Raw genomic sequence first — 24,481 nt, 5'->3', positions numbered from 1 at the left:
TCCGTGCTTCCGGTGCTCACGTACTAAAAGTACGCTGCGCTCCGGATCCCGTAAAAACACCATTTCGGCTCGCCATCTTCTGAATGTCGATCCGTCCTAGTGCCCGGGCATGCCCGTCAAAGCGCCGGGTTGTTGTAGCAGTGCCAGGTGAAGATGGCCGCCGCGCCCCGGTGCGGGCGCCACGATTCGGCGAGTTCGCGCGTGTGCTTCTCGCTCGGACGTTCCTCCAGCCCCAGGATCTTGTGCAGTCCGGCCTGGACGGCGAGGTCTCCGGCTGGCCAGATGTCCGCGCGTCCCTCGGCGAAGAGGAGATAGATCTCCGCCGACCAGCGCCCGATGCCCTTGATCCGGACGAGCTGGGCGATGGCCTCCTCGTCGTCGGCGGGCAGGGCGTCCAGGTCGAGTGCGCCGGCGACGACGAGCTCGCACAGCGAGCGCGCATAGCCCTGCTTCTGGCGCGAGAGGCCGCAGCCGCGCAGCGTTTCGAAATCGGCGGCAAGAAGGGCGTCCGGCGGCAGGCCTTCGCCCAGCAGGGCTTCGAGCCGGTTCCACACCGAAGTCGCCGCCGCCACGCTGACCTGTTGGCCCACGATCGTGCGCAGCAAGGTGGCGTATCCGGTCGGGCGGATACGCGGTTCCGGGTAGCCGGCGACGTCCAGCGCGCGCGCCATGGCGGGTTCGGCTGCGGCGATGGCGTCGAGCCCGGATTTGAGTTGGTCGCTGGTCAGGCCCATTCGTGTCTCGGCTACCTTGCAAAAGAGGGTTGCAGGCTTTAGCAGCCTGCGGCAAACGTGCATACCGCCGCATTTATGATACATGGTGTATCAAAGAGGACCCTAGAGCATGCCGAAGATTATCGTCGTCAATCAGTCGGGTGAAGAATCGAGCGTCGAGGCCAGTGAAGGTCGCACCCTTATGGAAGTCATCCGCGACAACGGCTTTGACGAACTTCTCGCGCTGTGCGGCGGCTGCTGCTCGTGCGCGACCTGCCACGTTCACATCGATCCGTCCTTCATGGACAAGCTGCCGGCGATGAGCGAGGACGAGAACGACCTGCTCGACAGCTCCGAGCACCGCAACGAATATTCGCGCCTGTCGTGCCAGATCCCCGTGACTGCCACGCTCGAGGGCTGCAAGGTCACGATCGCGCAGGAAGACTGACCGGCGCGCTGGAAGTTTGACTTGTCGGGGGTAAGGCGCAATTCGATTGCGCCTTGCGTCCGTACTTCCTAATTCTCCCGGCATGACCGTAACCATGCCCAAACGCTCCTCGCTCGATCTCATCGGGAATACGCCGCTCGCCCTGCTCAAGGGGCCGAGCGAGACGGCCGGCTGCGAGATCTGGGGCAAGTGCGAGTTCGCCAATCCCGGCGCCTCGGTGAAGGACCGCGCGGCGCTGTGGATCGTACGCGACGCCGAGGCGAAGGGTACGCTCAAGCCCGGCGGCACGATTGTCGAGGGGACGGCGGGCAACACCGGCATCGGCCTGGCGCTGGTGGGCAATGCCCTGGGCTACAAGACGGTTATTGTCATGCCCGAGACGCAGTCGCGCGAGAAGATGGACACGCTGCGCGCGCTGGGGGCGGAACTGGTGCTGGTCCCGGCCGCGCCGTTCTCCAATCCGGGGCACTTCGTCCATACCTCGCGGCGAATCGCTGAAGAGACCGAAGGCGCGATCTGGGCCAATCAGTTCGATAATATCGCCAACCGCAAGGCTCACATCGAAAGCACCGCGCCGGAGTTGTGGGAGCAGCTGGAAGGCCGCATCGACGGCTTTACCTGCGCTGCCGGCACGGGCGGAACGATCGCCGGCACCGGCATGGGGCTCAAGGCTTTCGACGAGAATATCACGATCGCGCTGACCGATCCGTATGGCGCTGCGCTCTACAATTACTATGCGCACGGCGAGCTCAAGGCCGAAGGGTCCTCGGTCGCCGAAGGGATCGGGCAGGGGCGGATCACGGCCAATCTTGAAGGTGCGCCGATCGATACGCAGTTCCGCATCTCCGACGAGGAGGGGCTCGAATGGGTCCGGCGCCTGCTGTCCGAGGAGGGCCTGTGCCTGGGCCTGTCCTCGGGCATCAATGTCGCGGGTGCGGTGATGCTCGGCAAGCAGCTGGGGCCCGGATCGCGTGTCGCGACGATCCTGTGCGACACCGGTTTCCGCTACCTGTCCTCGCTCTACAATCCGGCCTGGCTCGAGACAAAGGGCCTCCCGGTCTTCCCCTGGCTGGCAAGCTGAGGTAGAAGTCCCGCCGATGGCAGGACAGCATCCGCCCCAAATGACCACTGGTCTGGTTGAACCGATCACGACCGCCCAGCATTATGCGGCGCCCGGTTCGCGCGAGCTTCGCGCGCAGGCGGTGCATCGGCTGCAGGTAGGCCTGTTCGGGCTGTGTGCGATGCTGCTGCTCGTCGGTCTCGCCAATATCATCATGGATCGCGCCAGGCTGGCCGATACCGAAGATCCGATCCATGACGTGGTCGCCGCCGATGCCAGGCCGAAGAAGGCGGCCAGCGATCCCCTGGCCGACATCGGTGTCGTTCCGGCAGCCGATCCGAGCCCGACACCCGCCCCGACGCGGGTGCTTGCGCCGGCGGCCCAGCCGCCCCGGAGCAGCGATGCCGTCGCCGACCCGTTGGCGCGCCCTTAATCCACCGTCGTTTTCCCTTTTGGGGAAATTCGGGGAAGGTCCCGTCCGCATCCCCTGATGGATGTCCGTGTCTGGGGTGGAATCTATCGTGTTTTCGCGTCAGTGCCGGAGCCTTGCGGCTTTTGGGGAAATGTGGGGAGCGGCATGAGCGCGTGCGTCGCCGCATGGGCGTTTGGGCGTCATTTGGGCGGAATATGGGCACGAAGTGGGGATGAGGCGGGGGGAGGACGATGCTGACTTAAAATTATAACCAACATATTGATTTATATTATAAATAGTAGGAATTCCGTATTCATGTGAAGTCCGGTTCCGTCCTGCTTTCCGTGGGGTTTCGAGCGAATTGGTGGATAAATTCCCGCTGATCCCCATATTTCCCTTTAATCCCCGAATTTCCCGTTATATGAAAGCAGTCAATCGGAATGGCTGAGTCTCGTCGCGTCTCGTGTGGGCGCGGAGCCCTGCTGCATGCGTGTGCGGCTGGGGGTGGGTGCGGTCATTCTCGAGACGCGTACCTTGGGAATGAAGCGGGGCGGCATGGCGGGGCAGCCATTCATTTACAACGGACAGGGCTTTTCGCTGCAACGCGACAAGAACCGTTTCGTGCTGCCCAACGTGTTTCGCGGCACCGTGCGCGAATCGAGCGGCAAGGACGTGGTCTATCTGACCATGCACGACCGCTGGCCCTGCCTGATCGGCTTCGGCGCCTCGCGTATCAACGAGTTCGGCGAGGAACTTGAGAAGCTGCAGGAGGTCGCGCTGCGTTCCGGCAATACCGGCTTCGATGGCGATAAGCTCGCCAGCGACATGTACTCTTCCTACGACGTGCCGTTCGACGGCAGCGGCCGCTTCGTCCTGCCCGAGGATCTGGCCGCGCTGGGCGGGGTGAGCGATCAGCTCTACTTCCGCGGCAACGGCAAGTTCTTCACGGCCTGGGCGCCCGAGCAACTCTACGCGATGGACGACGGCTGGCGGATGGCACAGACCGCCTGCCGCTCGCTGGCGGCCAAGGAACTGGCCAAGGCGAAGAAGAAATGAGCACCGCCGAGGCTCCCCATATCCCCGTGCTCCTTGAGGAGGTGGTCGCCGCCCTGAACCCCCAGGGCGGCGATCGCATCGTCGATGCGACGCTCGGTGCGGGCGGATACACCCGGCGCCTGCTCGATGCGGGTGCGACCGTGCACGCCTTCGACCGCGATCCCGATGCGATCGCGGCGATCCGCGCCGATCCCGCGAAGTGGCCCGAACTGACGAGCAATCCACCTCGCCTCGTGCTCCACCCGCGCCGTTTCTCGGAAATGGTCGAGGGACTGGCCGAGGTGGGCGTCGAGGAAGTCGACGGTATCGTCATGGATATCGGCGTGTCCTCCATGCAGCTGGATCAGGCCGATCGCGGCTTTGCCTTTGCGTCCGATGGCCCTCTCGACATGCGCATGAGCCAGGAAGGCTTCTCGGCCGCCGATTTCGTCAACGAGGCCGATGAGGCCGAAATCGCCGACGTGCTCTATCTCTACGGCGAGGAGCGCCAGTCGCGCCGCGTCGCCCGTGCCATCGTTGCCGCCCGGCCGTTGACGACCACCGGCGAACTGGCCCGCGTGGTGCGCAAGGCGCTGGGATACAGGCCGGGCGCCCCCAAGGATCCTGCGACCCGCAGCTTTCAGGCCATCCGCATCCATGTGAACGGCGAGCTCGACGAACTTGACGTCGGGCTCGCCGCGTCGGAGCGGTTGCTGCGTTCCGGCGGGCGCCTTGCCGTCGTGACCTTCCACAGTCTGGAAGACCGCAAGGTCAAGCGCTTCCTGCGCGATGCCAGTGGCGCCGGGCAGACCATCTCGCGTCACCTGCCGCAGGTCGCGCCTGCCAGCGCTCCCACGTTCGAGCTGGTCGCCAAGGCCGTGCGCCCGGGCGAGGCCGAGCTTGCCGTCAATCCGCGTTCCCGTTCCGCGACCCTGCGCAGCGCCGTGCGCACAGATGCCCCAGCCCGAGATACCCAGAGGAGTGCAGCATGAACCTCACAAGCGATCGCGTCCGTTCGATCGGCTGGGCCACGGTGTTGTTGGTATGTGGTGCGCTGACGATTGCGCTGACGCTGCGTGTCAATGCAGTGAAGAGTCAGGTTCACGACACGGAAAAGCGGATCGTCTGGGTGCAGCAGGACATCGATTTTCTTCAGACCGAGTTCCAGACCCGCTCCAACCAGCAGGCTCTGAAGCAGCTCAACGATCTGGAGTTCGGCTACAAGGCCCCGGTTGCCGGGCAATACATCGAGGGCGAGCGTCAACTGGCCGCGCTGGGCAAGGCGGCCGGTCCCGGTGCGCCGGAGCCGATTCGCTATGCCAATGCCGAGCGGCCGGTGTCGCATGAAACCGGCTCGACGCTGCTGGCGATGGTTTCGCCGGTTGCCGGCGCCACTGCCGCGGCGCTGCCCAAGCCTGCGGTGAATGCGAGCGATCCCGAGCGCGAGGCCCTGGAGCGCGACGCTGCTGCACTCAGCAAGCGGCTTGCCCGCATCGAAGTCGCGGAGGCTGGCCAGCAGTGAATGCAGCCGCACTCCCGATCGGAACGTTCCCGACCACGGTCTCGACGGGGCGGCGCAAGCTCGTCAATGTCCGGCAGCGCACGCTGCTGGTTGCCAAGCTGCGTACCTTGTGGGTGCTGGGCGTGTTTGCTCTCGTCGGGGTCGGTGCTCTCGGGCGTATCGGCTATCTGGGCGCTACCGGCGTTACGACGCATCGCGGCGAGTTGGGCGATGCGCTGATTCCCGATCGCGGCGAAATCGTCGATCGCAACGGTGTGCCGCTGGCGCGCGATTTCCGCGTCTATTCGCTGTGGTTCAATCCCAAGGCGATGGTCGAGGGTTCGCCGCTGATCCATACCCCGGACGAAATCGCCGACGGTCTTGTCCGCATTTTTCCCGATCTTGACCGCGGCGAAGTCATCGCCCGGCTGGCTTCGGGCAAGGCCGGCTACCTGCGCAAGTCCATTCTTCCCGAGGAGGCCAACAAGGTCCATGCCCTCGGCGAACCGGCGCTCGAGTATCCGCGCGAGACGACGCGCTTCTATCCCCAGGGTTCGCTAGCCGCGCACGTGCTGGGGTATGTCGACAGCTACGGCAAGGGGCAGGTCGGCATGGAGGAGGCCTTCGACAAGCAGTTGACCAGCACGGCGGGCCGGACCGACCCCTCGGTGCTTTCGATCGATTTCCGCGTGCAGAGCGCGCTGGAAGACGAATTGAGCAAGGCCATGGTGCTCAGCCGTGCCAAGGGGGCCGGCGGCGTGGTGCTCGACGTCGATACCGGTGAAGTGCTGGCGCTGGCCTCGCTGCCGTCGTTCGATCCCAACCACGTCAAGCCCGACGACATGATGGTCTCCGACGCGGAAGCCAGGAAGGGCGAGGTTCCCCACGGCTTCAACCGCGTGACCAACCAGGTCTACGAACTGGGTTCCACCTTCAAGCCGATCACGGTTGCGGCGGCGCTTGATGCCGGGACGATTACCGACCTCGGCCGCCGCTGGCCGGCCAAGCCGCTGCATGTCGCGCGTTTCACGATCCACGACGACGAGGACCTCGGTCCCTCGCTCAACGTGCCCGAGGCGCTGATCCATTCCTCTAACATCGTCACTGCCCAGATCGCCGACGAACTGGGCGGCGTGCGCATGAAGAAGACGATGGAAACGCTGGGGATGAACGAGCGCCCCGCGATCGAGCTGCCGGCGCGCGGCTTCCCGATCTGGCCGTCGGGCAAATGGCCGCGGCTGCGCACGATGACGGTTTCCTTCGGGCACGGCATCGCCGTTACCCCGCTGCACCTCGCGGGGGCCTACGCGGCGCTCGTGAACGGGGGCATCTGGCGTCCGGCGACCCTCAAGAAGCTCGATCCGGCCGACGTTCCCGCCGGTCGCCGCGTGTTTTCGGCGGCTACCAGCGCGCGTATCCGCCAGTTGCTGCGCATGATCGTGGAGTACGGCACCGGCCGCAAGGCGGACGCGCCGGGCTTTCGCATCGGCGGCAAGACCGGTTCGGCCGAAAAGCCGGGCGTGGGCGGTTATCGCCGTCATGCGCTGATCACGACATTCGCCGCGGTCTTTCCCATGGACGAGCCGCGCTATGTCGTCGTTGCCATGATGGACGAGCCGCAGGGCACGCCGGCAACCTCGTACCAGCGCACTGCGGCCTGGAACGCGGCGCCGGCGGTCGGCCGGCTGGTGCCGCGCATCGGCCCGCTGCTGGGCATCATGCCCGACGAGACGCGCGATATCGACATTTCCGATCTCAAACCCCTGATCCCCCAGGAAGTCAGCAAAGCTAACGGCGAATGAAGCTCTCCTCTCTCTGTGCCTCCGCCGGCATCGCCTTCGATGGGCCGGACGCGAACGTGACCGGCTTTGCGATCGACCACCGCAAGGTGGCGCCGGGCACCGTGTTCGGGGCCTTCAAGGGCGCGAAGTTCAATGGCGAGGACTTCATCGCCGCTGCCGTGGAAGCCGGTGCGGTCGCCGTCGTCGCGGCCCCCGGGGCGCACGTGGACGGCGCGGCGCACTTTGCGGATGACGAGCCGCGTTGCCTGTTCGCCCGTCTCGCCGCGCCCTTCTTCACGCCGGTGCCGGAAACGCTGGTGGCTGTCACCGGAACCAACGGCAAGACGTCGACCGTCGAACTCACCCGTCAGATCTGGCGCATGTCCGGACAGCGCGCGGCCTCGATCGGCACGCTGGGCGTGACAACGAGCGACGAGACGGTGTCGACCGGGCTGACGACGCCGGACATCGTCACGTTCCTCGCCAATCTCACCGGGCTGGCCCGCGAGGGCGTGACCCATGTCGCCTACGAGGCGTCCAGCCACGGCTTGTCGCAATACCGCATCGAGGGGCCGCGCGTCAGTGCCGGGGCCTTCACCAACCTGAGCCGGGACCATCTCGACTACCACGCGACGATGGATGCGTATTTCGCCGCGAAGATGCGTCTGTTCGACGAAGTTGTGGTTGACGGCGGGACGGCGGTGATCTGGGCGGACGATGCCTGGTCGGAAAAGGCGATCGGGCACGCGAAGGCGCGTGGGTTGCAGATCTTTACAGTGGGTACGCAAGGTGAGGACATCAGGCTGCTCGGCCGCACGCCGGGCGGGCTCGGGCAGAAGCTGGAGATCGAGCATGCGGGCAGGACGCGCGTGATCGATCTGCCGCTGATCGGCGCCTACCAGGCGGCCAACGCGCTCGTTGCGGCGGGGCTGGTGCTTTCGACGGGCGGCGATGCGCATCTGACCTTCGATGCGATGAAGCGCCTGGTCACCGTGCGCGGTCGTCTGGAACGGGCAGCGATTTGCCCGGTCGGTGCTCCGGTCTATGTCGACTATGCGCATACGCCGGATGCGCTTGAAGCCGCAATCGCGGCGCTGCGTCCGCATGTGAACGGACGGCTGATCGTGGTGTTCGGCGCGGGCGGCGACCGCGATCAGGGCAAGCGGCCGGAAATGGGCCGGGTGGCGAGCGAGGGCGCGGAGCTTGCCATCGTCACCGACGACAATCCGCGCGGGGAAGACGCGGCCTCCATTCGCGCGATGGTTCTGGCCGGCATGACGGAAGGCGCGCGCGAGATCGGCGACCGGCGCGAAGCAATCGGCGCCGCCCTTGCCGAGGCCGGGGCGGGGGACATCGTCCTCATCGCCGGCAAGGGGCACGAACAGGGTCAGATCATCGGCAGCGGCGAGAACCTGCGCGTGCTGCCATTCGACGATGTTACCGTGGCCAGGGAAATGGCCGGTACGCTGGGAGGTAAATGACGATGAACGCAGCCGTTGCCCGCATTCTCGACTGGCCTGTCGAAGCGACCGAGGAGAACCCGCACGTCCTGTGGGATGCGGTTTCGATCGCCCGCGCGGTCAAGGGTACGGCCAATGCCGAGTTCACGGTGTCGGGCGTCGAGATCGACAGCCGCGACGTCCAGCCCGGCGACCTGTTCTTCGCGCTCAAGGGTGAAAGCACCGACGGCCATCGCTTCGTCGAGATGGCTTTCGCCAAGGGCGCCGCGGCCGTGGTGGTGGACCGCCCGGTCGACGGACCGCACGTTCTCGTCAACGACACGATGGAGGCGCTCGTGCGGCTGGGCGCCGCGGCGCGCGCCCGCACGCGTGGTCCGGTGATCGGTGTTACCGGTTCGGTCGGCAAGACCGGGGTCAAGGAAATGATCTTCGCCGCGCTCGACCGCGCCAGCCGGGGCGATGCGCACCGTTCGGTCAAGAGCTACAACAACCACGTCGGGGTGCCGCTCAGCCTTGCCCGCACGCCGAGCCGCGCGCGCTTTGCCGTGTTCGAAATGGGCATGAACCATGCGGGCGAGATCGCGGCGTTGACCCGCCAGGTGTGCCCGAACGTGGCGGTCATCACCACCATCGCGCCCGCGCATATCGAGATGCTCGGTTCCGAAGAGGCGATTGCCGAGGCCAAGGCGGAAATCTTCCAGGGGCTGGAGCGGGGCGGCACGGCCGTGATCCCGGCCGACAGCCCGCATTTCGAGCGGCTGCGCAAGGCGGCGCTGCGGTGCGGTGCTCACGTCGTTTCCTTCGGCAAGGCGAAGGGGGCGGACGTCCGCCTGCTCGATACCGTTTCGGCCATTGGCGGCGGTTCGCTGGTGACGGTGGACATGGGCGACCGCCGCGTCTGCTATACCGTCGCGGCGCCGGGCGAGCATCAGGTCATCAATTCGCTGGCGGTCATGGCTGCCGTGCGCGCGGTCAAGGGTGACCTTGGCGCGGCCGGGGTCGCTCTTGCCGAAATGGGCGGTCTGGCGGGACGCGGCGCGCGGCTGGAGATCGACGTGCCTGGCGGCGAGCCCGATGAAAACGGGCAGCGCAAGGCGCTGCTGATCGACGAAAGCTACAACGCCAACCCCGCCTCCATGCGCGCGACGCTGGCGCAGCTCGGCCGCACGCCCGCGCGCCGCCGCATTGCCGTGCTGGGCGCGATGAAGGAGCTGGGCAGCCACGGTCCCGACTATCACGCCGCGCTTGCCGAACCGATCCGCGAGGCCGGCGTCGACTATGCGCTGCTGGTCGGCGAGGAGATGACGGCGCTTGCCGGGGAACTGGGGAAATCGGCGGCGGAGGAGCTTGGCAAACCGGTGCCCTTCGCCCATTGCGCTACTGTGGGGGAAGCTGTCGATGCCTTGCGTGCATTCGGGCTTGAACGGGACGATGCCATCCTGGTCAAGGGATCGAATTCGGTAGGGCTCGCTTCCCTCGTGACGGCACTTGGCAGACAGGAAGGGTAGGGGGGCTCCCCCGCAAAATGCTATATCTCATCGCAGAGTGGTTGAATTTCGAGGGGCTTGCCAACCTCTTTCGCTACCAGTCGTTCCGCTCCGGCGCGGCGCTGATGACGGCGCTGCTGATCGGGCTCCTCATCGGCCCCAGGTTCATCAACATGCTGCGCGTGCGGCAGGGCAAGGGGCAGCCGATCCGCGAGGACGGGCCGCAGACCCACCTTGCCAAGCGCGGTACGCCGACGATGGGCGGACTGATGATCCTCACTTCGCTGGTGTTGTCCATGCTGCTCTACATGGACATGAGCAATCCCTTCGTCTGGGCCTGTATCGCGGTGACCGTGGGCTTCGGCGTGATCGGCTTCATGGATGACTACGACAAGGTCTCCAAGAGCAGCCACAAGGGTTTGTCGAGCAAGATCCGCCTGCTGCTGGAATTCGTCGTAGCGGGGATCGCGGCGTGGCTCATCGTGGGCCAGCTCAACACCAATCTCTACGTGCCGTTCCTGTCGGGTCGGTACATTCCGCTGGGGCCGTTCTACTACGTCTTCGCCGCCTTCGTGATCGTCGGTGCGGGCAACGCGGTGAACCTGACCGACGGGCTCGACGGGCTGGCGACGATGCCGGTCATCATCGCGGCGGGCACTTTCGCGATCATCTGCTATCTGGCCGGTCGCGTCGACTACGCGACCTATCTTGGCATTCCCCATGTCCCGCGCGCGGGTGAGCTTGCTATCTTCTGCGCCGGGATCATGGGGGCCGGACTGGCTTTCCTGTGGTTCAATGCCCCGCCGGCTGCCGTGTTCATGGGCGATACCGGTTCGCTGGCCCTGGGCGGCGCGCTGGGGGCCATCGCGGTTTCCGCGCACCACGAGATCGTGCTGGCCATCGTCGGCGGCCTGTTCGTGCTCGAAGCGGTCTCGGTGATTATCCAGGTGTTCTGGTTCAAGCGCACCGGGCGGCGCGTGTTCCGCATGGCGCCCATCCACCACCATTTCGAGCAGAAGGGCTGGCGGGAATCGACCGTCGTCATCCGCTTCTGGATCATCTCGATCGTCCTCGCGGTGATCGGCCTTTCCACGCTGAAGCTGCGATAGGGAGGGAAGGCGCGTGATCGTTTCTCCCGCCTTTGCCGGAAAGCGTTACGCGGTCCTCGGCCTTGCCCGTTCGGGGCAGGCCGCCGTTGCGACGCTGGTGAAGAGCGGGGCGCACGTGATGGCCTGGGACAGCCGCGACGAACCGCGGCAGGCCCTGGGCGAATGGGCCGATTGCGGTAAAGTCGAACTGGCCGATCCGCTTTTCGCGGATCTCTCCGGTTATGACGGCGTGGTCGTGTCCCCGGGCATTCCCCTCAACCGCCATCCCATTGCCGGAGCGGCCGCACGCGCCGGTGTCCCGGTCATCGGCGACATAGAGCTTTTCGCGATCGCGCGCCAAAGCCTGCCTGAACACCGCGTCGTCGGCATCACCGGAACCAATGGCAAGTCGACCACGACCTCGCTGGTCCATCATATTCTCGGCGTCGCGGGCGTGCCGGCCCAGATGGGCGGCAATATCGGCGTGCCGATCCTGACCACCGATCCGCTGCCTGCCGGCGGTGTCTATGTGCTCGAACTTTCGAGCTACCAGATCGATCTTACGCAGAGCCTCGACTGCGACGTGACAGCGCTGCTCAACATCACGCCCGATCACCTCGACCGCTATGACGGCTTCGAAGGCTATGCCGCATCCAAGGCCCGGTTGTTCGAGATGCAGGGCAAGGAACGCCGTGCGGTCTTCGGCACCTCCGATCGCGAAACCCGTGCCATTGCGCGGATCGAGGCCGCGCGCCGCGAGGCCGGGCTGGTCCGCCTCGTCGACGGGAGCGACCTTGCCGACCTGCAGCGCGACTGGCCGTCGCTGCAGGGGCCGCATAACCTGCAGAATGCCGCGGTCGCCGTCGCCGTCGTCGAGGCGCTGGGGATCAGGAAAGCGCAATGGAAGAAGGCGCTTCGCAACTTTCGCGGGCTGCCCCACCGCATGGAACGCGTCGCCGAGGCCAACGGCGTCATCTACATCAACGACAGCAAGGCCACCAATCCGGCTTCCGCCGCGCCGGCCATTGCCGCGTTCCCGCCCGATCCGAATCCGCGCATCCACTGGATACTCGGGGGGCTGCCCAAGGGGGACGATCTGGACGAGTGCGCGCCCTATTTCGGGAATATCGCCGCCGCCTACACGATCGGCGATGCCGGCCCCCGCTTTGCCGAGATCCTGGCGCCCTACACCAATGTCCATCGTTCCGAAATGATGGCCGAAGCGATCCGGCAGGCGATGGCCGAAGCCAAGCCGGGGGACATCGTGATGCTCTCGCCTGCGTGCGCGAGCTTCGACCAGTTCCGCGATTTCGAGGCGCGTGGGCAGGCCTTCCGTCAGATCGTCGAGGCGCTGCTTGCGTCTGACGAAGAGGCCGAGGTGAAAGCCTGATGGCCACCGCTCACGCTTCGGCGGCAGCCCGCTACAACCGCAACCGGCGCAGCCGGCTCGCGGTTTGGTGGCAGGAGATCGACCGCGGCACCCTGATCCTGGTGCTGATCCTGATGGCGATCGGCGCGGTGGCGGTGGCGGCCAGTTCGCCGGCGAGCGCGCGCCGCCTTTCGACCGCGCACGAAAAGCTGCCGGATCTCTATTTCTTCTACCTGCACATGCGCTGGCAGCTGCTCGGCCTGGGGGCCCTGGCGTGGGCATCAAGCCTCGGCAAGGACAACGCGCGCCGGTTCGGCATCCTGCTGGGCGCGGCGATGCTGGCCGCGCTCGTGCTGGTTCCCTTCATCGGATCGGAGGTCAACGGCGCGCGCCGCTGGCTGCGCTTCGGCATCTCGCTGCAGCCTTCCGAGTTCCTGAAGGCAGGGTACCCAATCCTGCTCGCCTGGATCCTGTCCTGGCGTGCGCGCGATCCGCAAATCCCTGTAGTGGGCATCTGCTTCGGCGTTATGGGGCTGCTCGGGGCGCTGCTGATGCTGCAGCCCGATTTCGGTTCGACCATGCTGTTTTCCGGCACGTTCCTGGTGCTGATCCTGCTTTCGGGCATCGACATCAGGCGCATCGGCATCTTCTTCGGGGTGGGGCTCGTCGGGCTCGTCCTGATGTATTTCACGTACGACAACGGCCGTAACCGCATTGACAACTTCCTGTTCGGCGGCACGGCCTTCGACCAGGTTGATCTCGCCCAGCGGACCTTGCTGAACGGGGGGTGGACCGGGCTGGGCTTCTGGATGGGGACGCGCAAGCTGGCGCTGCCGGAGGCGCATACCGACTATATCTTCTCGGTCATCGGCGAGGAATTCGGCCTGCTTGCATGCATGGCCATCGTGGTTCTCTATCTCGCGATCCTGATCCGGGTGGTCCTGCGGCTGGTCGAGGAAGAGGACCTGTTTACCGTTCTTGCCGCTTCGGGCTTCGCCGCGCAGTTCGGCGGTCAGGCATTCATCAACATTCTCGTCAATCTGCAGCTTTTCCCGTCCAAGGGCATGACCTTGCCGCTCATCAGCTACGGCGGTTCATCCACGGTTGCGATGTGCCTGTGCATGGGGCTTCTGCTGGCGATTACCCGGCGCAATCCGTACATTCAGCGCGAGACCTTTTCGCTGCGCGCCATCGGAGATTTTCAATGAGCCAGGTTTCCCGCCACTATGTTCTCGCCGCCGGCGGAACCGGCGGACACCTCATCCCCGCTTTCGCGCTGGCAGCCGAACTGCACGAGCGGGGCCACCACGTCGCGCTGATCACCGATCAGCGCGGTGCGGCGATTCCGGGAAAGCCGGACTACCTGACATCGCACGTGCTGCCGCCGGGCCGCATCGCGGGCAGGAACCCTCTCGGCTGGCTGAAAGGCGTGCGCGGCGTTCTGCAGGGACGCTCGATGGCGCTGCGCCTGTTCGAGACGTTCAAGCCCTCGGCGGTCATCGGTTTTGGCGGCTACCCGGCCATGCCTACGCTGCTCGCTGCGAACGCGGCGGAGATCCCGACCGTGCTGCATGAGCAGAACTCGGTGCTGGGGCGGGTGAACCGCTACTTCGCCGGCAAGGTCGACGCGATCGCGACCTCCTTCGAACAGGTCGACCGGCTCGATCCGAAGTACGAGGACAAGGTCACGCTTGTCGGCAACCCCGTGCGTGCGGATGTGCTGACGCTGCGCGATCAGGCATTCCCCGATTTCACCGAGGACAGCCTTTTCCGTATCCTCGTGACGGGTGGAAGCCAGGGCGCGAGGGTGCTGTCCGAAGTCGTGCCCGATGGGCTCGCGATGCTGCCGCCGGCGCTGCGCTCGCGCCTGCAGGTGATCCAGCAGTGCCGCCCCGAAGACATCGACGCGGTGCGCGCGCGCTATACCGGCCATGGCATCCCGGCGGAACTGGCGACCTATTTCGAGGACATGGCCGAGCGGCTGGCCGGGGCGCATCTGTTTATCGGCCGTGCCGGCGCTTCGACCATTGCCGAACTGACTGCCGTGGGCCGCCCGGCGATTCTCATTCCGCTGCCTTATGCGACCGACGACCACCAGTCGGCCAACACGCGCGAAATCGTCGCTGCGGGCGGTGCGCGCGTGATCCGCCAGCCCCGGGTGACGACGGAAAATCCCGAGGACCGTAAGGGCGACGCACGCAATGCACTGCTGAGGGAGCAGACGGAGATCTTCCAGCGGATGGCCAAGGACGTGTGCCTGCAGATCCAGGCCATCGCGAAGAACCCCGCCTCGCTGGCCAATGCCGCGCATGCTGCGTGGAACTGCGGCTATCCCAATGCCGCGAAGGACCTCGCCGACCTTGTTGAGAGCTTTGGCGCGCCGCCGATCATGGATGTGATCCGCATGAACAATGCCGTGCCCGCGACCGGTGCCGAGGCACTTGCGATGGAGCGCGCGCAGTGATCCTTCGGCAAGCTCAGGATGAGCGGACCTTTGTCATGAATTTCCGAAACCCGCTCGTGCCGAGCTGGTCGAAGCACGTTGGTGGCCACGGGGGGCTGGCATGAAGGGCGTCGGCACGGACATCGGCACGATCCACTTCGTGGGCATCGGCGGCATCGGCATGTCGGGCATCGCCGAGGTCATGCACAACCTGGGCTATTCGGTGCAGGGCTCCGACATTGCCGAGGGCTATGTCGTCGAGGGGCTGCGCGCGCGCGGCATCAAGGTCATGATCGGCCATTCGGGCGAGAACGTGGAAGGGGCGGCGGTGGTCGTTACCTCCACGGCGGTCAAGCGCGACAATCCCGAGGTGGTCTACGCGCTGGAGCATCGCATTCCGGTCGTGCGCCGCGCCGAGATGCTCGCCGAGCTGATGCGCCTCAAGAACACCGTGGCCGTGGCTGGCACGCACGGCAAGACGACCACCACCTCGATGATCGCGGCGCTGCTCGATGCGGGCGGTATCGATCCCACGGTCATCAACGGCGGCATCATCAATGCCTACGGCTCCAACGCGCGCCTGGGCGAGAGCGACTGGATGGTGGTCGAGGCGGACGAGAGCGACGGCTCGTTCCTTCGGCTCGACGGCACGCTGGCCGTCGTCACCAACATCGATCCCGAGCACCTCGATCACTACGGTTCATTCGACCGGGTCAAGGAAGCCTTCGTCGAATTCATCGAGAACGTGCCCTTCTACGGCGCGGCGATGCTGTGCATCGACCATCCCGAAGTGCAGGCGATCATTCCCAAGGTCCGCGACCGCCGCGTCGTGACCTACGGCTTTTCCGCGCAGGCCGACATTCGCGGCGAGAACGTGACCCCGATCCCGGGCGGCAACCGCTTCGACGTGGCGCTGCGCCAGCGCGACGGCAGCTTCCGCCGGATCGAGGGCATCGAACTGCCGATGCCCGGCCGCCACAATGTCCAGAACGCACTCGCCGCCGTGGGTGTCGCGGTGGAAATGGGCTGCGCCGATGACGTGATCCAGAACGGCTTTGCCAAATTCGGCGGGGTCAAGCGCCGCTTCACCAAGGTCGGCGAAGTGGCCGTGGATGGCGGTGCCGTTACGGTGATCGATGACTATGGCCACCACCCCGTGGAAATCCGCGCCGTGCTCGCGGCGGCCCGTGAAGGCGTGAAGGGACGGGTCATCGCCGTTGTCCAGCCCCACCGCTATACGCGCCTGCGCGATCACATGGAGGACTTCCAGGGCGCGTTCAACGATGCCGACGTGGTCTATGCAACGCCGGTCTATGCCGCGGGCGAAAAGCCGATCGAGGGCTTCGACAGCGAGGCCATGGTCGCGGGCATGAAATCGCGCGGGCACCGTTCGGCGCAAGTCATTGAGGGCCCCGATGCTCTGGCCGATGCACTTGCGAACACCATACAGCCGGGCGACATGATCGTGTGCCTGGGCGCGGGCGACATCACCAAGTGGGCCGCGGGCCTTGCCGGGGCGATCCGGTCACGGAGGGCAACGTGAGCCTTTTTAACCCCGTCGACTGGATCGAGGCGGTTGCCGAGGCGCACCGCAAGCAGATCGAGGCCATGCAGGCCTATATCGAGGCCACGCAGGCCTCGGTCGATCCCGAACGGGCCGAAGAGGCGGGTGAGAAGCTGGAAGACGCCAACCGCAAGGCCATCGAGGCGGCCGAGCAACTGGCCAAGGCGCAATGGTCGTGGCTGGGGATGTGGCGGTTCTGATGGTGCAGGTGCTCCCTTCCGTTTCCGGTAAGCTGACGGCCGATGCGCCGCTGGCCCCGCTCGTCTGGTTCAAGTCCGGCGGCACGGCCGAGTGGCTGTTCGAGCCGAAGGATCTGGCTGACCTGCAGGGCTTCCTGCGCGATCTCGATCCGGCCACGCCGGTCATGGCGCTGGGGCTTGGTTCCAACATGATCGTGCGCGACGGCGGCGTGCCGGGCGTCGTGGTTCGGCTGGGCAAGCCCTTTGCCAAGGTCACGCCGGTCGATGCGCTTACGCTCGAGTGCGGCGGCGGGGCTTCGGGCATCCTCGTCTCCTCGACGGCGCGCGACAACGGCATTGCAGGCGTTGAATTCCTGCGCTCGATCCCGGGCACCGTGGGCGGCTTCGTGCGGATGAACGGCGGAGCCTATGGCGGCGAGGTGAAGGACATCCTCGTCGATTGCGACGTGGTGCTGCGCGATGGTTCGCTGGCGACGCTGCAGAACGCGGATCTTGGCTATACCTACCGCCATTCCGAACTGCCCGGAGGCGCCATCGTCGTCGCCGCGCGCTTTCGCGGGCGCCCCGGCGAACCTGCGGCGATCCAGGCCGAGATGGACCGCATCTCCGCCAGCCGCGAGGCCTCGCAGCCGCTGCGCAGCAAGACCGGCGGTTCGACTTTCAAGAACCCCGAAGGTCACAAGGCCTGGCAGCTCGTCGATCAGGCCGGGTGCCGGGGCCTGCAACTGGGCGGTGCGCAGGTTTCGGAAAAGCACACCAACTTCCTGATCAACACCGGCGAAGCCACCAGCAGCGACATCGAAGCCCTTGGCGAGGAAGTGCGCCGGCGCGTGAAGGAAAACTCGGGCGTGACGCTCGAATGGGAAATTCAGAGAGTAGGCAGACAGTGACCCTCCCCAAACTCCACATCGCAGTCCTGATGGGCGGCTGGTCGCACGAGCGGTCGGTCTCGCTTTCGAGCGGGGAAGGCGTGGCCAAGGCGCTGGAGAGCAAGGGGCACAAGGTCACGCGCATCGACATGGATCGCGACGTCGCGCTGCGGCTGGCGGAAGTGAAGCCCGATGTCGTGTTCAATGCCCTCCACGGCGCGCCGGGAGAGGATGGCACGGTGCAGGGCATGATGGACCTGATGGGTCTCACCTACACGCATTCGGGCCTCGCCACCTCGGTGATCGCCATCGACAAGGAACTGACCAAGCAGGCGCTGGTGCCGCATGGCATCCCGATGCCGGGCGGGCGGATCGTCGCGAGCGAGGAAATCTACGAGCGCGATCCGCTGCCGCGTCCCTATGTGCTCAAGCCGGTGAACGAGGGCTCCTCGGTCGGCGTCGCCATCGTCACCGACGAGGGCAATTATGGCAATCCGATCGCGCGCGATGCCAAGGGGCCGTGGCAGGAATTCGATCACCTTCTGGCCGAGCCCTACATCCGCGGGCGCGAACTGACGACGGCGGTGATTGGTGATCGCGCGCTGCTCGTTACCGAACTGCGCCCCAAGTCCGGCTTCTACGATTTCGATGCCAAGTATACCGACGGCATGACCGAGCACGTCTGTCCGGCCGAGATCCCCGACGAGATCACGCAGGCCTGCAAGGATCTGGCCCTGCGCGCGCACAAGGTGCTCGGCTGCAAGGGCACCAGTCGTTCGGACTTCCGCTGGGACGATACGCAGGGCGTGGAAGGGCTGTTCCTGCTCGAAACCAACACCCAGCCGGGCATGACGCCGCTCAGCCTCGTGCCGGAACAGGCCAGGGCCTGCGGCATGGACTATCCCGATCTCGTCGAGGCGATCATCGCGGAAGCATTGGCGGACGCTGAAAAGCGGAAGGGGGCCAAATGAGCACGACCATCCGGCGCAAGGCGACGACGGCACGCAAGGCGGCCGCGGCGCAGGGCACCAAGGCCAAGGTCCGCACGGCCCGCGCGCGCACCGGGTCCGCCTTCGACATGCTGATGGGCTGGCTGCCTTTTTCCGAAGAGCAGCTCCACCGGATCTTCCTTGTCGCGATCCTCGGCGGGGCGGCATTGCTGGCGTGGGCCGTTGCGTCGATGGCGGGCCTGCCGACGATGGCCGGGTACCAGATGGCGCAGATGGCCGCGGACGCCGGGTTCGAGGTCAAGCGTGTCGAAGTGCGCGGGGTCAGGAACATCAACGAGCTCAAGGTCTATGAAAAGGCCCTGGCCGAGCGTGATCGCGCGATGCCGCTGGTCGATCTCGAGGCGCTGCGCCAGGAGCTGCTCGGCCTTTCGTGGGTCAAGGATGCGCGGGTTTCCCGGCAATTGCCCGATACCCTCGTCATCGACATCGTCGAGCGGGTGCCGCACGCGGTGCTGCGCAAGGCAGATCATTTCGAGCTGATCGACGCGACCGGGCATGAGCTGGAAACCATCAGCCGCAAGGACGCGCAGGGCAAGCTGATCGTCTCGGGTCCCGGCGCGGGCCAGCAGGTCGTTGCGCTGACGAGCTTGCTGGAGGCCGCGCCGGCGCTCAAGCCGCGCGTGGCGGAAGCGGAATGGATCGGCAACCGGCGCTGGAACCTCACGTTCCACACCGGGCAGGTACTGGCCTTGCCCGAAGGCGAGCGGGAATCGGCCGGCGCGCTTGTCACCTTCGCGAGGCTCGACGGCACCAATCGCCTGCTCGGCGGCAAGGTGACGGCGTTCGACATGCGGGCGAAGGATCGCATCTACCTGCGCGTTCCCGACGAGGAGGGCAAGGAACTGGCCCTCAAGGCAGGCGCCGTTCCGCACACGGCACAGGCAGGCGACCAATGATGGTCTTGGCGAAAGGGAGATCCGCATAATGGCTGCACCCCGGATCACCCGCGTTTTCGGCGCGGTCAACATCGGCTCCTTCCGTATTTCCGCGATCGTCGCGGGGATCAACGAGACGGGCGACGTGGTCGTGCTCGGCTCTGGTCACCGCGCCAGCCAGGGCATCAAGCGCGGCTACGTGACCGACATGGCCGCCGCCACCTATGCCGTGCGCGATGCCATCGACCGGGCCGAGAAGATGGCCGATACCGCCGTGCAGAAGGTCTGGATCGGCTGTTCCGGCGCGGGACTGGCCAGCCGCATCGACCAGTTCGATGCCGAGATCGGTGGTCGCCGCATCGAGCAGGAGGACATCGACCAGCTGCTGGTTTCCGCGCGCGAGGTGATCCGGCCTGACGGGCGCATGGTGCTGCACGCGCAGCCCGCGCAGTACCGGCTCGACGGCGCGCATGGCGTCGGCAATCCCAAGGGGCTGCATGCCGAGCGGCTGGGTGTGGACATCCACGTCATGCTGGCCGACGGCGCGCCGATCCGAAACCTGACCGAGGCAGTGCAGTCCGCGCATCTCGAAGTCGAGGCGGTGGTCGGCTCGCCGATCGCGGCGGGGCACGCCTGCCTTTCGCCCGAAGAGCGCGATCTGGGTGTGGCGCTGGTCGAGCTCGGTGCGGAAGTGACCAATGTCTCGCTCTATTCGGGCGGGATGCTGAAGGACATGGTGGCGATCCCCATGGGCAGCGCCGACATCACCGATACCGTGGCATCGGCCTTCGGTATCCGGCGCTACCAGGCCGAACGGCTCAAGTGCGTCAACGGATCGGCGATCGCCAGCCCGCACGATCATCGCGAGATGATCCCGGTCAACGCGCCCGGCGAAGAGGAATCCGGTCCGCTCGCGCGCCATGCGGACGACAAGAACCGGATTCCGCGTGCCGAACTGATCGGCGTCATCACCGGCCAGCTCGGCGTGGTGATGGAAGAGGTCAACAAGGCGCTGAAGATGATGCAGTTCAACGCTCAGCGCGGCAAGCAGGTGGTCTTCACCGGCGGCGGCGCGGAACTGGTCGGTCTGGCGGACTATGCCCAGGCGGCGATCGGCAAGCCGGTGCGCATCGGCCGCGTGCCGCATCTGGCAGGGCTGGCCGAGGCACACGTGAAGCCCGGATTTTCGACGCTCGCGGGGCTCGTGCTCTATGCGGCGGCCGATCCGGTCGACATCCGCGCGATGGGGCGTTTCACGCAGCGTACGGTACGGTTTGGCGGGCTCGGGATGGTGGGCCGCGTCTACCATGCCCTGAAAGAATATTTCTGAAATGGATCGGTGCCCGGTGCGACGACCCGACCAGTCGTGCAAGGGGCGCGATCAAGCGGCGGGAATGCCGCTGAAACGGCGGTCTTCGCTGTGGACAACGGTTTACCATGCTTTGCCTCGACGAGTCGAAGCGTGCAATCAGCATAGTCAAAGTAATTTCTTCGCGCGCGGGACTGCAGGAGATCAGAATGAGTATTAACATCGGACCGCCGGCGATCGACGAACTTCGTCCCCGGATTGTCGTGATCGGCGTCGGCGGTGCCGGCGGCAATGCGATTGCCAACATGATCGAGGCGCAGATCGAAGGCGTCGACTTCGTCGTCGCCAATACCGACGCGCAGGCGCTCAACAATTCCATCGCCGAAACGCGCGTGCAGCTCGGCCCCGACATCACGCAGGGTCTCGGTGCCGGTTCGCGGCCCGAGGTCGGTCGTGCGGCGGCGGAAGAGACGCTGCAGGAGATCGACCGTCTGCTCGAAGGCGTCCACATGGTCTTCATCGCCGCCGGCATGGGCGGCGGCACCGGTACCGGTGCGGCGCCGATCATCGCCCAGGCCGCGCGCGAGAAGGGCGTGCTGACCGTGGGTGTGGTCACCAAGCCGTTCCTGTTCGAGGGCACGCGCCGCATGCGGGCCGCGGAATCGGGTATCGAGGAGCTGCAGAAGCACGTCGATACGCTGATCGTCATTCCGAACCAGAACCTGTTCCTCGTCGCCAAGGCGGAGACCACCTTCAAGGAGGCCTTCCAGCTCGCCGACGAAGTGCTGCAGCAGGGCGTTCGCTCGATCACCGACCTCATGGTCATGCCGGGCCTCATCAACCTCGACTTCGCCGACGTGCGCTCGGTCATGGGCGAGATGGGCAAGGCGATGATGGGCACCGGCGAGGGCGAGGGCCCGAACCGCGCGCTCGAGGCGGCCGAACACGCGATCGCCAACCCGCTGCTCGACGGCGTTTCCATGCAGGGCGCCAAGGGCGTGATCATCTCGATCATCGGTGGCGACGACATGAAGCTGCTCGAAGTGGACGAGGCCGCGAACCACATTCGCGAGCTGGTCGACAACGATGCCAACATCATCTGGGGTTCGGCGTTCAATCCGGACCTGCAGGGCAAGATCCGGGTTTCCGTGGTCGCGACCGGCATCGAGCAGACCGCCGAGCAGGCCGAGGTCGCCACGCGTCCGCTCAATCTGGGCGCTTCGCGCGGACCCGTGCGTCCGGTGGTCCAGGCGGCACCTGCCCCCGAACCCGCCCCCGAGCCGATCGAACTGAACGAGCCGGCCCCCGAACCTGATTTCAGCCCCGCCGCCGCGGCAGTGCCTGAGCCCTACGAGGCTTCCGCAGAGCTTGAACTGGGCGTGGGAGACGAAATCGAGAGCGAGGAAGAGGACGAGACCGCTTCGGGCAACTATGCCAGCCTCTCCGGTCTGGGTGGTGCGCGCAGCGAACCGCTCGAACTTGGCCCGGCGGAAGAAGCGGCGCCTGCACCGAAGAATCGTGCGCAGGACGAATTGCTGCTCGATGGCGGGCAGGCGGCTCCGCGGACCGAAACGGCCGCGCCGCGTCCCAAGCCGGTTGGCGGCGGCAGCACCCTGTTCGAGCGCATGACCAGCCTTTCGCGCCCCAAGGCGGCGGCAAGCGACCTGCCGTCCGACGAGGAAGAAGAGGACGGCAGCTCGATCAGCATCCCGCGTTTCCTCGGCAGGCAGAACAACCAGTAAGGGCCGGATGCCCGGCCCAGCGCGTAGGGGCGGCGGACTGCCGCCCCGCAGCGTGATGTTCGCGTGAGGTTCATCGACCGGATGCCAGGGAACGACGCGGTATCCGGTTGCGGTGTTTTTGAGAAGGCGGGCGAAGGCTCGCGGTCAGGCGGGAATGTCCAGGGTCTTGCAGGTTGAGGTCGGGGTTTTGCGGTTGCTGGCAGGAGCGGCGTGGACCGGTGCCGCGCTTTTGCCGGTCAACGTGCTTGCCCAGGCTGCGCCGGTGATTTCCCAGCCCGTCGTGCAGGCGCTGCCCGATCCCCACGTTCAAAGTCTCAATGCCGCGCTGGCCAAGCTCGGCCGAGACCCGCACAATGTCGATGCCCTGATCGACGCCGGCGATGCCGCAGGCAATCTCGGGGATTTCGACGCGGCCATCGGTTTCTATCGCCGGGCGGACGAGGTTTCTCCGGATAATCCCCGCGTGCAGGCCGGCCTTGGCCGGGCCTTCGTCATGAATGGCGATCCGGTCAGCGCGATCCCCTATTTCGATGCGGCCGAGAAAGTCGGCGCGGCGCCCGCGAAGATCGCGGCGGACCGGGGGCTTGCCTACGATCTCGTCGGGAACAATGCCACTGCGCAGCGATACTATGCCGTGGCGCTGGCGGGGGACGACAGCGAGGAGGTGCGCATGCGCCTCGCGCTCAGCCAGGCGATCGGCGGTGACCGGACGTCTGCCGAGACGACCCTGATGCCGCTGCTGCGCAAGCAGAACAAGCCGGGCTGGCGGACCCGGGCATTCGCTCTTGCGATAGACGGCGATACGAAGCAGGCGGTCGAGATCACGCAGGCCATGTTGCCGGAGCAACTGGCGCAGAACGTCGTCCCCTACCTGCGCTACATGCCGCGTCTGACCAAGGCGCAGCAGGCTGCGGCCGCTAACCTCGGACGGTTTCCGAGGGCCTCCGAAATCGGTCGGGACGATCCGCGTATCGCTGCCTACTCGCCGCCCCGCGTTGCGGCCGCGGACGCGGGGCTCGTGCCCAAGGGCGATGCGTTCGGCGGTAGCCGGAACGCAAAGAGCAGCAAGGCGGAAAAGACGTCATCGAAACGCACCCGCGGCGATGCGGGAAAGAGCGACACGTCGGGCCGGGCAAAGGCCGTTCGCACCGCCGCGCTTGCGGCGAACGATCCCGACCGGGTCGCGCCGCCGGAACCCAGGCCTGCGATCGACAGCACCGGGGAGCTTCCGCCGCTTCGCAAAAGCGCCGAGTTGCCGCCGGTCGCAAGCGCGCCCGCCGCGAAAACCGTATCCCCGCCGTCCGCGGCTCCCGCGCCATCCCCCCGGCCGACCCCCGCGCCGCCTCCGCGTGAGGCAGCAGGGATCGGTCCGGCCGTGGCACGCGGTGAGCCTGCGACCTCACCGCCGCCGGCACCTGCGCGAAAGGTTCCCGCGCCGGGCTTCGATCTGGGTAATCTTTCCAGGTCGCAATCGGGCGAGACGGTCGCAACGCCGCCAGTGCCAGCAACGCCCAAACCAGCAACGCCCAAACCAGCAACGCCTAGGCCGGCACCGCCCGAGCCGTCGATGGCGGAGGCTTTCGCCGATCTCGGCAAGCCGGTGCTCAAGGCGGGGCCAGCCTCTGGCGCGGTCGACATTCGCAAGATCGAGCCCGCACGGCCCGCGCCCAAGGTCGAGGAAAAGCCGAAGAAGCCCGCACATCCCAGCCGCATCTGGGTCCAGATCGGCGTGGGCCGTAACAAGAACGCCATCGCCTTCGACTGGCGGCGTTACGTGAAGCAGGCCCCGAAGCTGTTCAAGGGGAGGGAGGCCTATATCAGCGATCTGGGCCGCACCAACCGGATCCTCGCGGGCCCATTCGAAACGCGCAAGGCGGCCAATGCCTTCATCGCGGACCTGAAAGAAGCGGGGATCGACGGCGCGCTGCCCTGGATCAGCCCCGCCGGTCAGGTGGTCGATACGCTTCCGGTCAAGTAAGCGCGGTCCGGCAGGCCGTATCGGGCCGATTTGCCGTACTGTTTTTGCCGACTTGTTAAGGCCCGGTTAGCCTTATCCACACGCTGTAAACAGACTTGTGCAGTTTTACGCAGGCGATCGCGCCTGCCGCATTGTGC

The 24,481-nt window shown here is 66.1% G+C and carries 22 protein-coding genes; 21 read left to right on the top strand and 1 reads right to left on the bottom strand.

Translation table 11 applies throughout. The annotated features are described in order from the left end of the window. Window positions 1–116: 116 nt before the first annotated feature. Entirely contained in the window at window positions 117–734 is a 618-nt protein-coding gene (locus tag NZK81_RS11785; protein WP_260046282.1) for a DNA-3-methyladenine glycosylase family protein, read from the bottom strand. Between the two features lie 109 nt (window positions 735–843). Between NZK81_RS11785 and NZK81_RS11780 the strand changes: the two genes are divergently transcribed. From NZK81_RS11780 to NZK81_RS11680, 21 genes are all read left to right on the top strand, one after another. Then, window positions 844–1,161, top strand: a complete 318-nt coding sequence (locus NZK81_RS11780; RefSeq protein WP_260046281.1) for a 2Fe-2S iron-sulfur cluster-binding protein — start codon at window positions 844–846, stop codon at window positions 1,159–1,161. Between the two features lie 94 nt (window positions 1,162–1,255). Next, window positions 1,256–2,242: a cysteine synthase A gene (locus NZK81_RS11775; protein ID WP_419181675.1), complete on the top strand. Its 987-nt coding sequence runs from the start codon at window positions 1,256–1,258 to the stop codon at window positions 2,240–2,242. Between the two features lie 40 nt (window positions 2,243–2,282). Further along, window positions 2,283–2,654, top strand: coding sequence for a hypothetical protein (locus NZK81_RS11770; protein WP_260046279.1), 372 nt, complete (start codon window positions 2,283–2,285; stop codon window positions 2,652–2,654). A 465-nt stretch (window positions 2,655–3,119) separates the two neighbouring features. Beyond that, on the top strand, window positions 3,120–3,689 hold the full coding sequence (locus tag NZK81_RS11765; RefSeq protein ID WP_260046278.1) for a division/cell wall cluster transcriptional repressor MraZ: 570 nt from the start codon (window positions 3,120–3,122) through the stop codon (window positions 3,687–3,689). Continuing rightward, window positions 3,686–4,660, top strand: coding sequence for a 16S rRNA (cytosine(1402)-N(4))-methyltransferase RsmH (gene rsmH / locus NZK81_RS11760; protein ID WP_260046277.1), 975 nt, complete (start codon window positions 3,686–3,688; stop codon window positions 4,658–4,660). Before NZK81_RS11765 ends, rsmH begins: the two co-directional genes overlap by 4 nt. Then, complete coding sequence (locus NZK81_RS11755) at window positions 4,657–5,190, top strand: hypothetical protein (protein WP_260046276.1); 534 nt, start codon at window positions 4,657–4,659, stop codon at window positions 5,188–5,190. The genes rsmH and NZK81_RS11755 overlap by 4 nt, the downstream gene beginning before the upstream one ends. Further along, window positions 5,187–6,971 carry a peptidoglycan D,D-transpeptidase FtsI family protein gene (locus NZK81_RS11750; RefSeq protein ID WP_260046275.1) on the top strand — a complete coding sequence of 595 codons (1,785 nt, stop codon included), beginning with the start codon at window positions 5,187–5,189 and terminating at the stop codon, window positions 6,969–6,971. Before NZK81_RS11755 ends, NZK81_RS11750 begins: the two co-directional genes overlap by 4 nt. Then, complete coding sequence (locus NZK81_RS11745; RefSeq protein WP_260046274.1) at window positions 6,968–8,431, top strand: UDP-N-acetylmuramoyl-L-alanyl-D-glutamate--2,6-diaminopimelate ligase; 1,464 nt, start codon at window positions 6,968–6,970, stop codon at window positions 8,429–8,431. Before NZK81_RS11750 ends, NZK81_RS11745 begins: the two co-directional genes overlap by 4 nt. A gap of 2 nt (window positions 8,432–8,433) precedes the next feature. Further along, window positions 8,434–9,918, top strand: coding sequence for a UDP-N-acetylmuramoyl-tripeptide--D-alanyl-D-alanine ligase (locus NZK81_RS11740; protein WP_260046273.1), 1,485 nt, complete (start codon window positions 8,434–8,436; stop codon window positions 9,916–9,918). A gap of 17 nt (window positions 9,919–9,935) precedes the next feature. After that, the gene (mraY, locus tag NZK81_RS11735) at window positions 9,936–11,006 is read left to right on the top strand and encodes a phospho-N-acetylmuramoyl-pentapeptide-transferase (protein WP_260046272.1); all 1,071 of its coding nucleotides are present in this window, start codon (window positions 9,936–9,938) and stop codon (window positions 11,004–11,006) included. Between the two features lie 13 nt (window positions 11,007–11,019). Further along, window positions 11,020–12,375, top strand: coding sequence for a UDP-N-acetylmuramoyl-L-alanine--D-glutamate ligase (murD, locus tag NZK81_RS11730; protein ID WP_260046271.1), 1,356 nt, complete (start codon window positions 11,020–11,022; stop codon window positions 12,373–12,375). Continuing rightward, on the top strand, window positions 12,375–13,562 hold the full coding sequence (locus tag NZK81_RS11725; protein ID WP_260046270.1) for an FtsW/RodA/SpoVE family cell cycle protein: 1,188 nt from the start codon (window positions 12,375–12,377) through the stop codon (window positions 13,560–13,562). The genes murD and NZK81_RS11725 overlap by 1 nt, the downstream gene beginning before the upstream one ends. Then, window positions 13,559–14,818 carry an undecaprenyldiphospho-muramoylpentapeptide beta-N-acetylglucosaminyltransferase gene (murG, locus tag NZK81_RS11720; protein ID WP_260046269.1) on the top strand — a complete coding sequence of 420 codons (1,260 nt, stop codon included), beginning with the start codon at window positions 13,559–13,561 and terminating at the stop codon, window positions 14,816–14,818. Before NZK81_RS11725 ends, murG begins: the two co-directional genes overlap by 4 nt. A gap of 100 nt (window positions 14,819–14,918) precedes the next feature. After that, window positions 14,919–16,340, top strand: a complete 1,422-nt coding sequence (gene murC, locus NZK81_RS11715) for a UDP-N-acetylmuramate--L-alanine ligase (RefSeq protein ID WP_260046268.1) — start codon at window positions 14,919–14,921, stop codon at window positions 16,338–16,340. Beyond that, window positions 16,337–16,561, top strand: coding sequence for a hypothetical protein (locus NZK81_RS11710; RefSeq protein WP_260046267.1), 225 nt, complete (start codon window positions 16,337–16,339; stop codon window positions 16,559–16,561). The genes murC and NZK81_RS11710 overlap by 4 nt, the downstream gene beginning before the upstream one ends. Then, window positions 16,561–17,451, top strand: coding sequence for a UDP-N-acetylmuramate dehydrogenase (gene murB / locus NZK81_RS11705; protein ID WP_260046402.1), 891 nt, complete (start codon window positions 16,561–16,563; stop codon window positions 17,449–17,451). Before NZK81_RS11710 ends, murB begins: the two co-directional genes overlap by 1 nt. Further along, window positions 17,448–18,401, top strand: a complete 954-nt coding sequence (locus tag NZK81_RS11700) for a D-alanine--D-alanine ligase (protein WP_260046266.1) — start codon at window positions 17,448–17,450, stop codon at window positions 18,399–18,401. Before murB ends, NZK81_RS11700 begins: the two co-directional genes overlap by 4 nt. Further along, a complete protein-coding gene (locus tag NZK81_RS11695; protein WP_260046265.1) occupies window positions 18,398–19,336 on the top strand; it encodes a cell division protein FtsQ/DivIB in 939 nt (312 codons plus the stop codon). Before NZK81_RS11700 ends, NZK81_RS11695 begins: the two co-directional genes overlap by 4 nt. 28 nt (window positions 19,337–19,364) lie before the next feature. Then, complete coding sequence (gene ftsA, locus NZK81_RS11690; RefSeq protein ID WP_260046264.1) at window positions 19,365–20,645, top strand: cell division protein FtsA; 1,281 nt, start codon at window positions 19,365–19,367, stop codon at window positions 20,643–20,645. 188 nt (window positions 20,646–20,833) lie between these two features. Then, window positions 20,834–22,366, top strand: coding sequence for a cell division protein FtsZ (ftsZ, locus tag NZK81_RS11685; RefSeq protein WP_260046263.1), 1,533 nt, complete (start codon window positions 20,834–20,836; stop codon window positions 22,364–22,366). Window positions 22,367–22,532: 166 nt separating this feature from the next. Further along, a complete protein-coding gene (locus NZK81_RS11680) occupies window positions 22,533–24,344 on the top strand; it encodes a tetratricopeptide repeat protein (protein ID WP_260046262.1) in 1,812 nt (603 codons plus the stop codon). The last annotated feature ends 137 nt before the right edge of the window (window positions 24,345–24,481 follow it).

The organism is Novosphingobium mangrovisedimenti, assembly GCF_025153475.1.
GTDB classification, from domain to species: Bacteria; Pseudomonadota; Alphaproteobacteria; order Sphingomonadales; family Sphingomonadaceae; genus Novosphingobium; species Novosphingobium mangrovi_A.
This window is presented reverse-complemented; position numbering and strand designations above follow the sequence as displayed.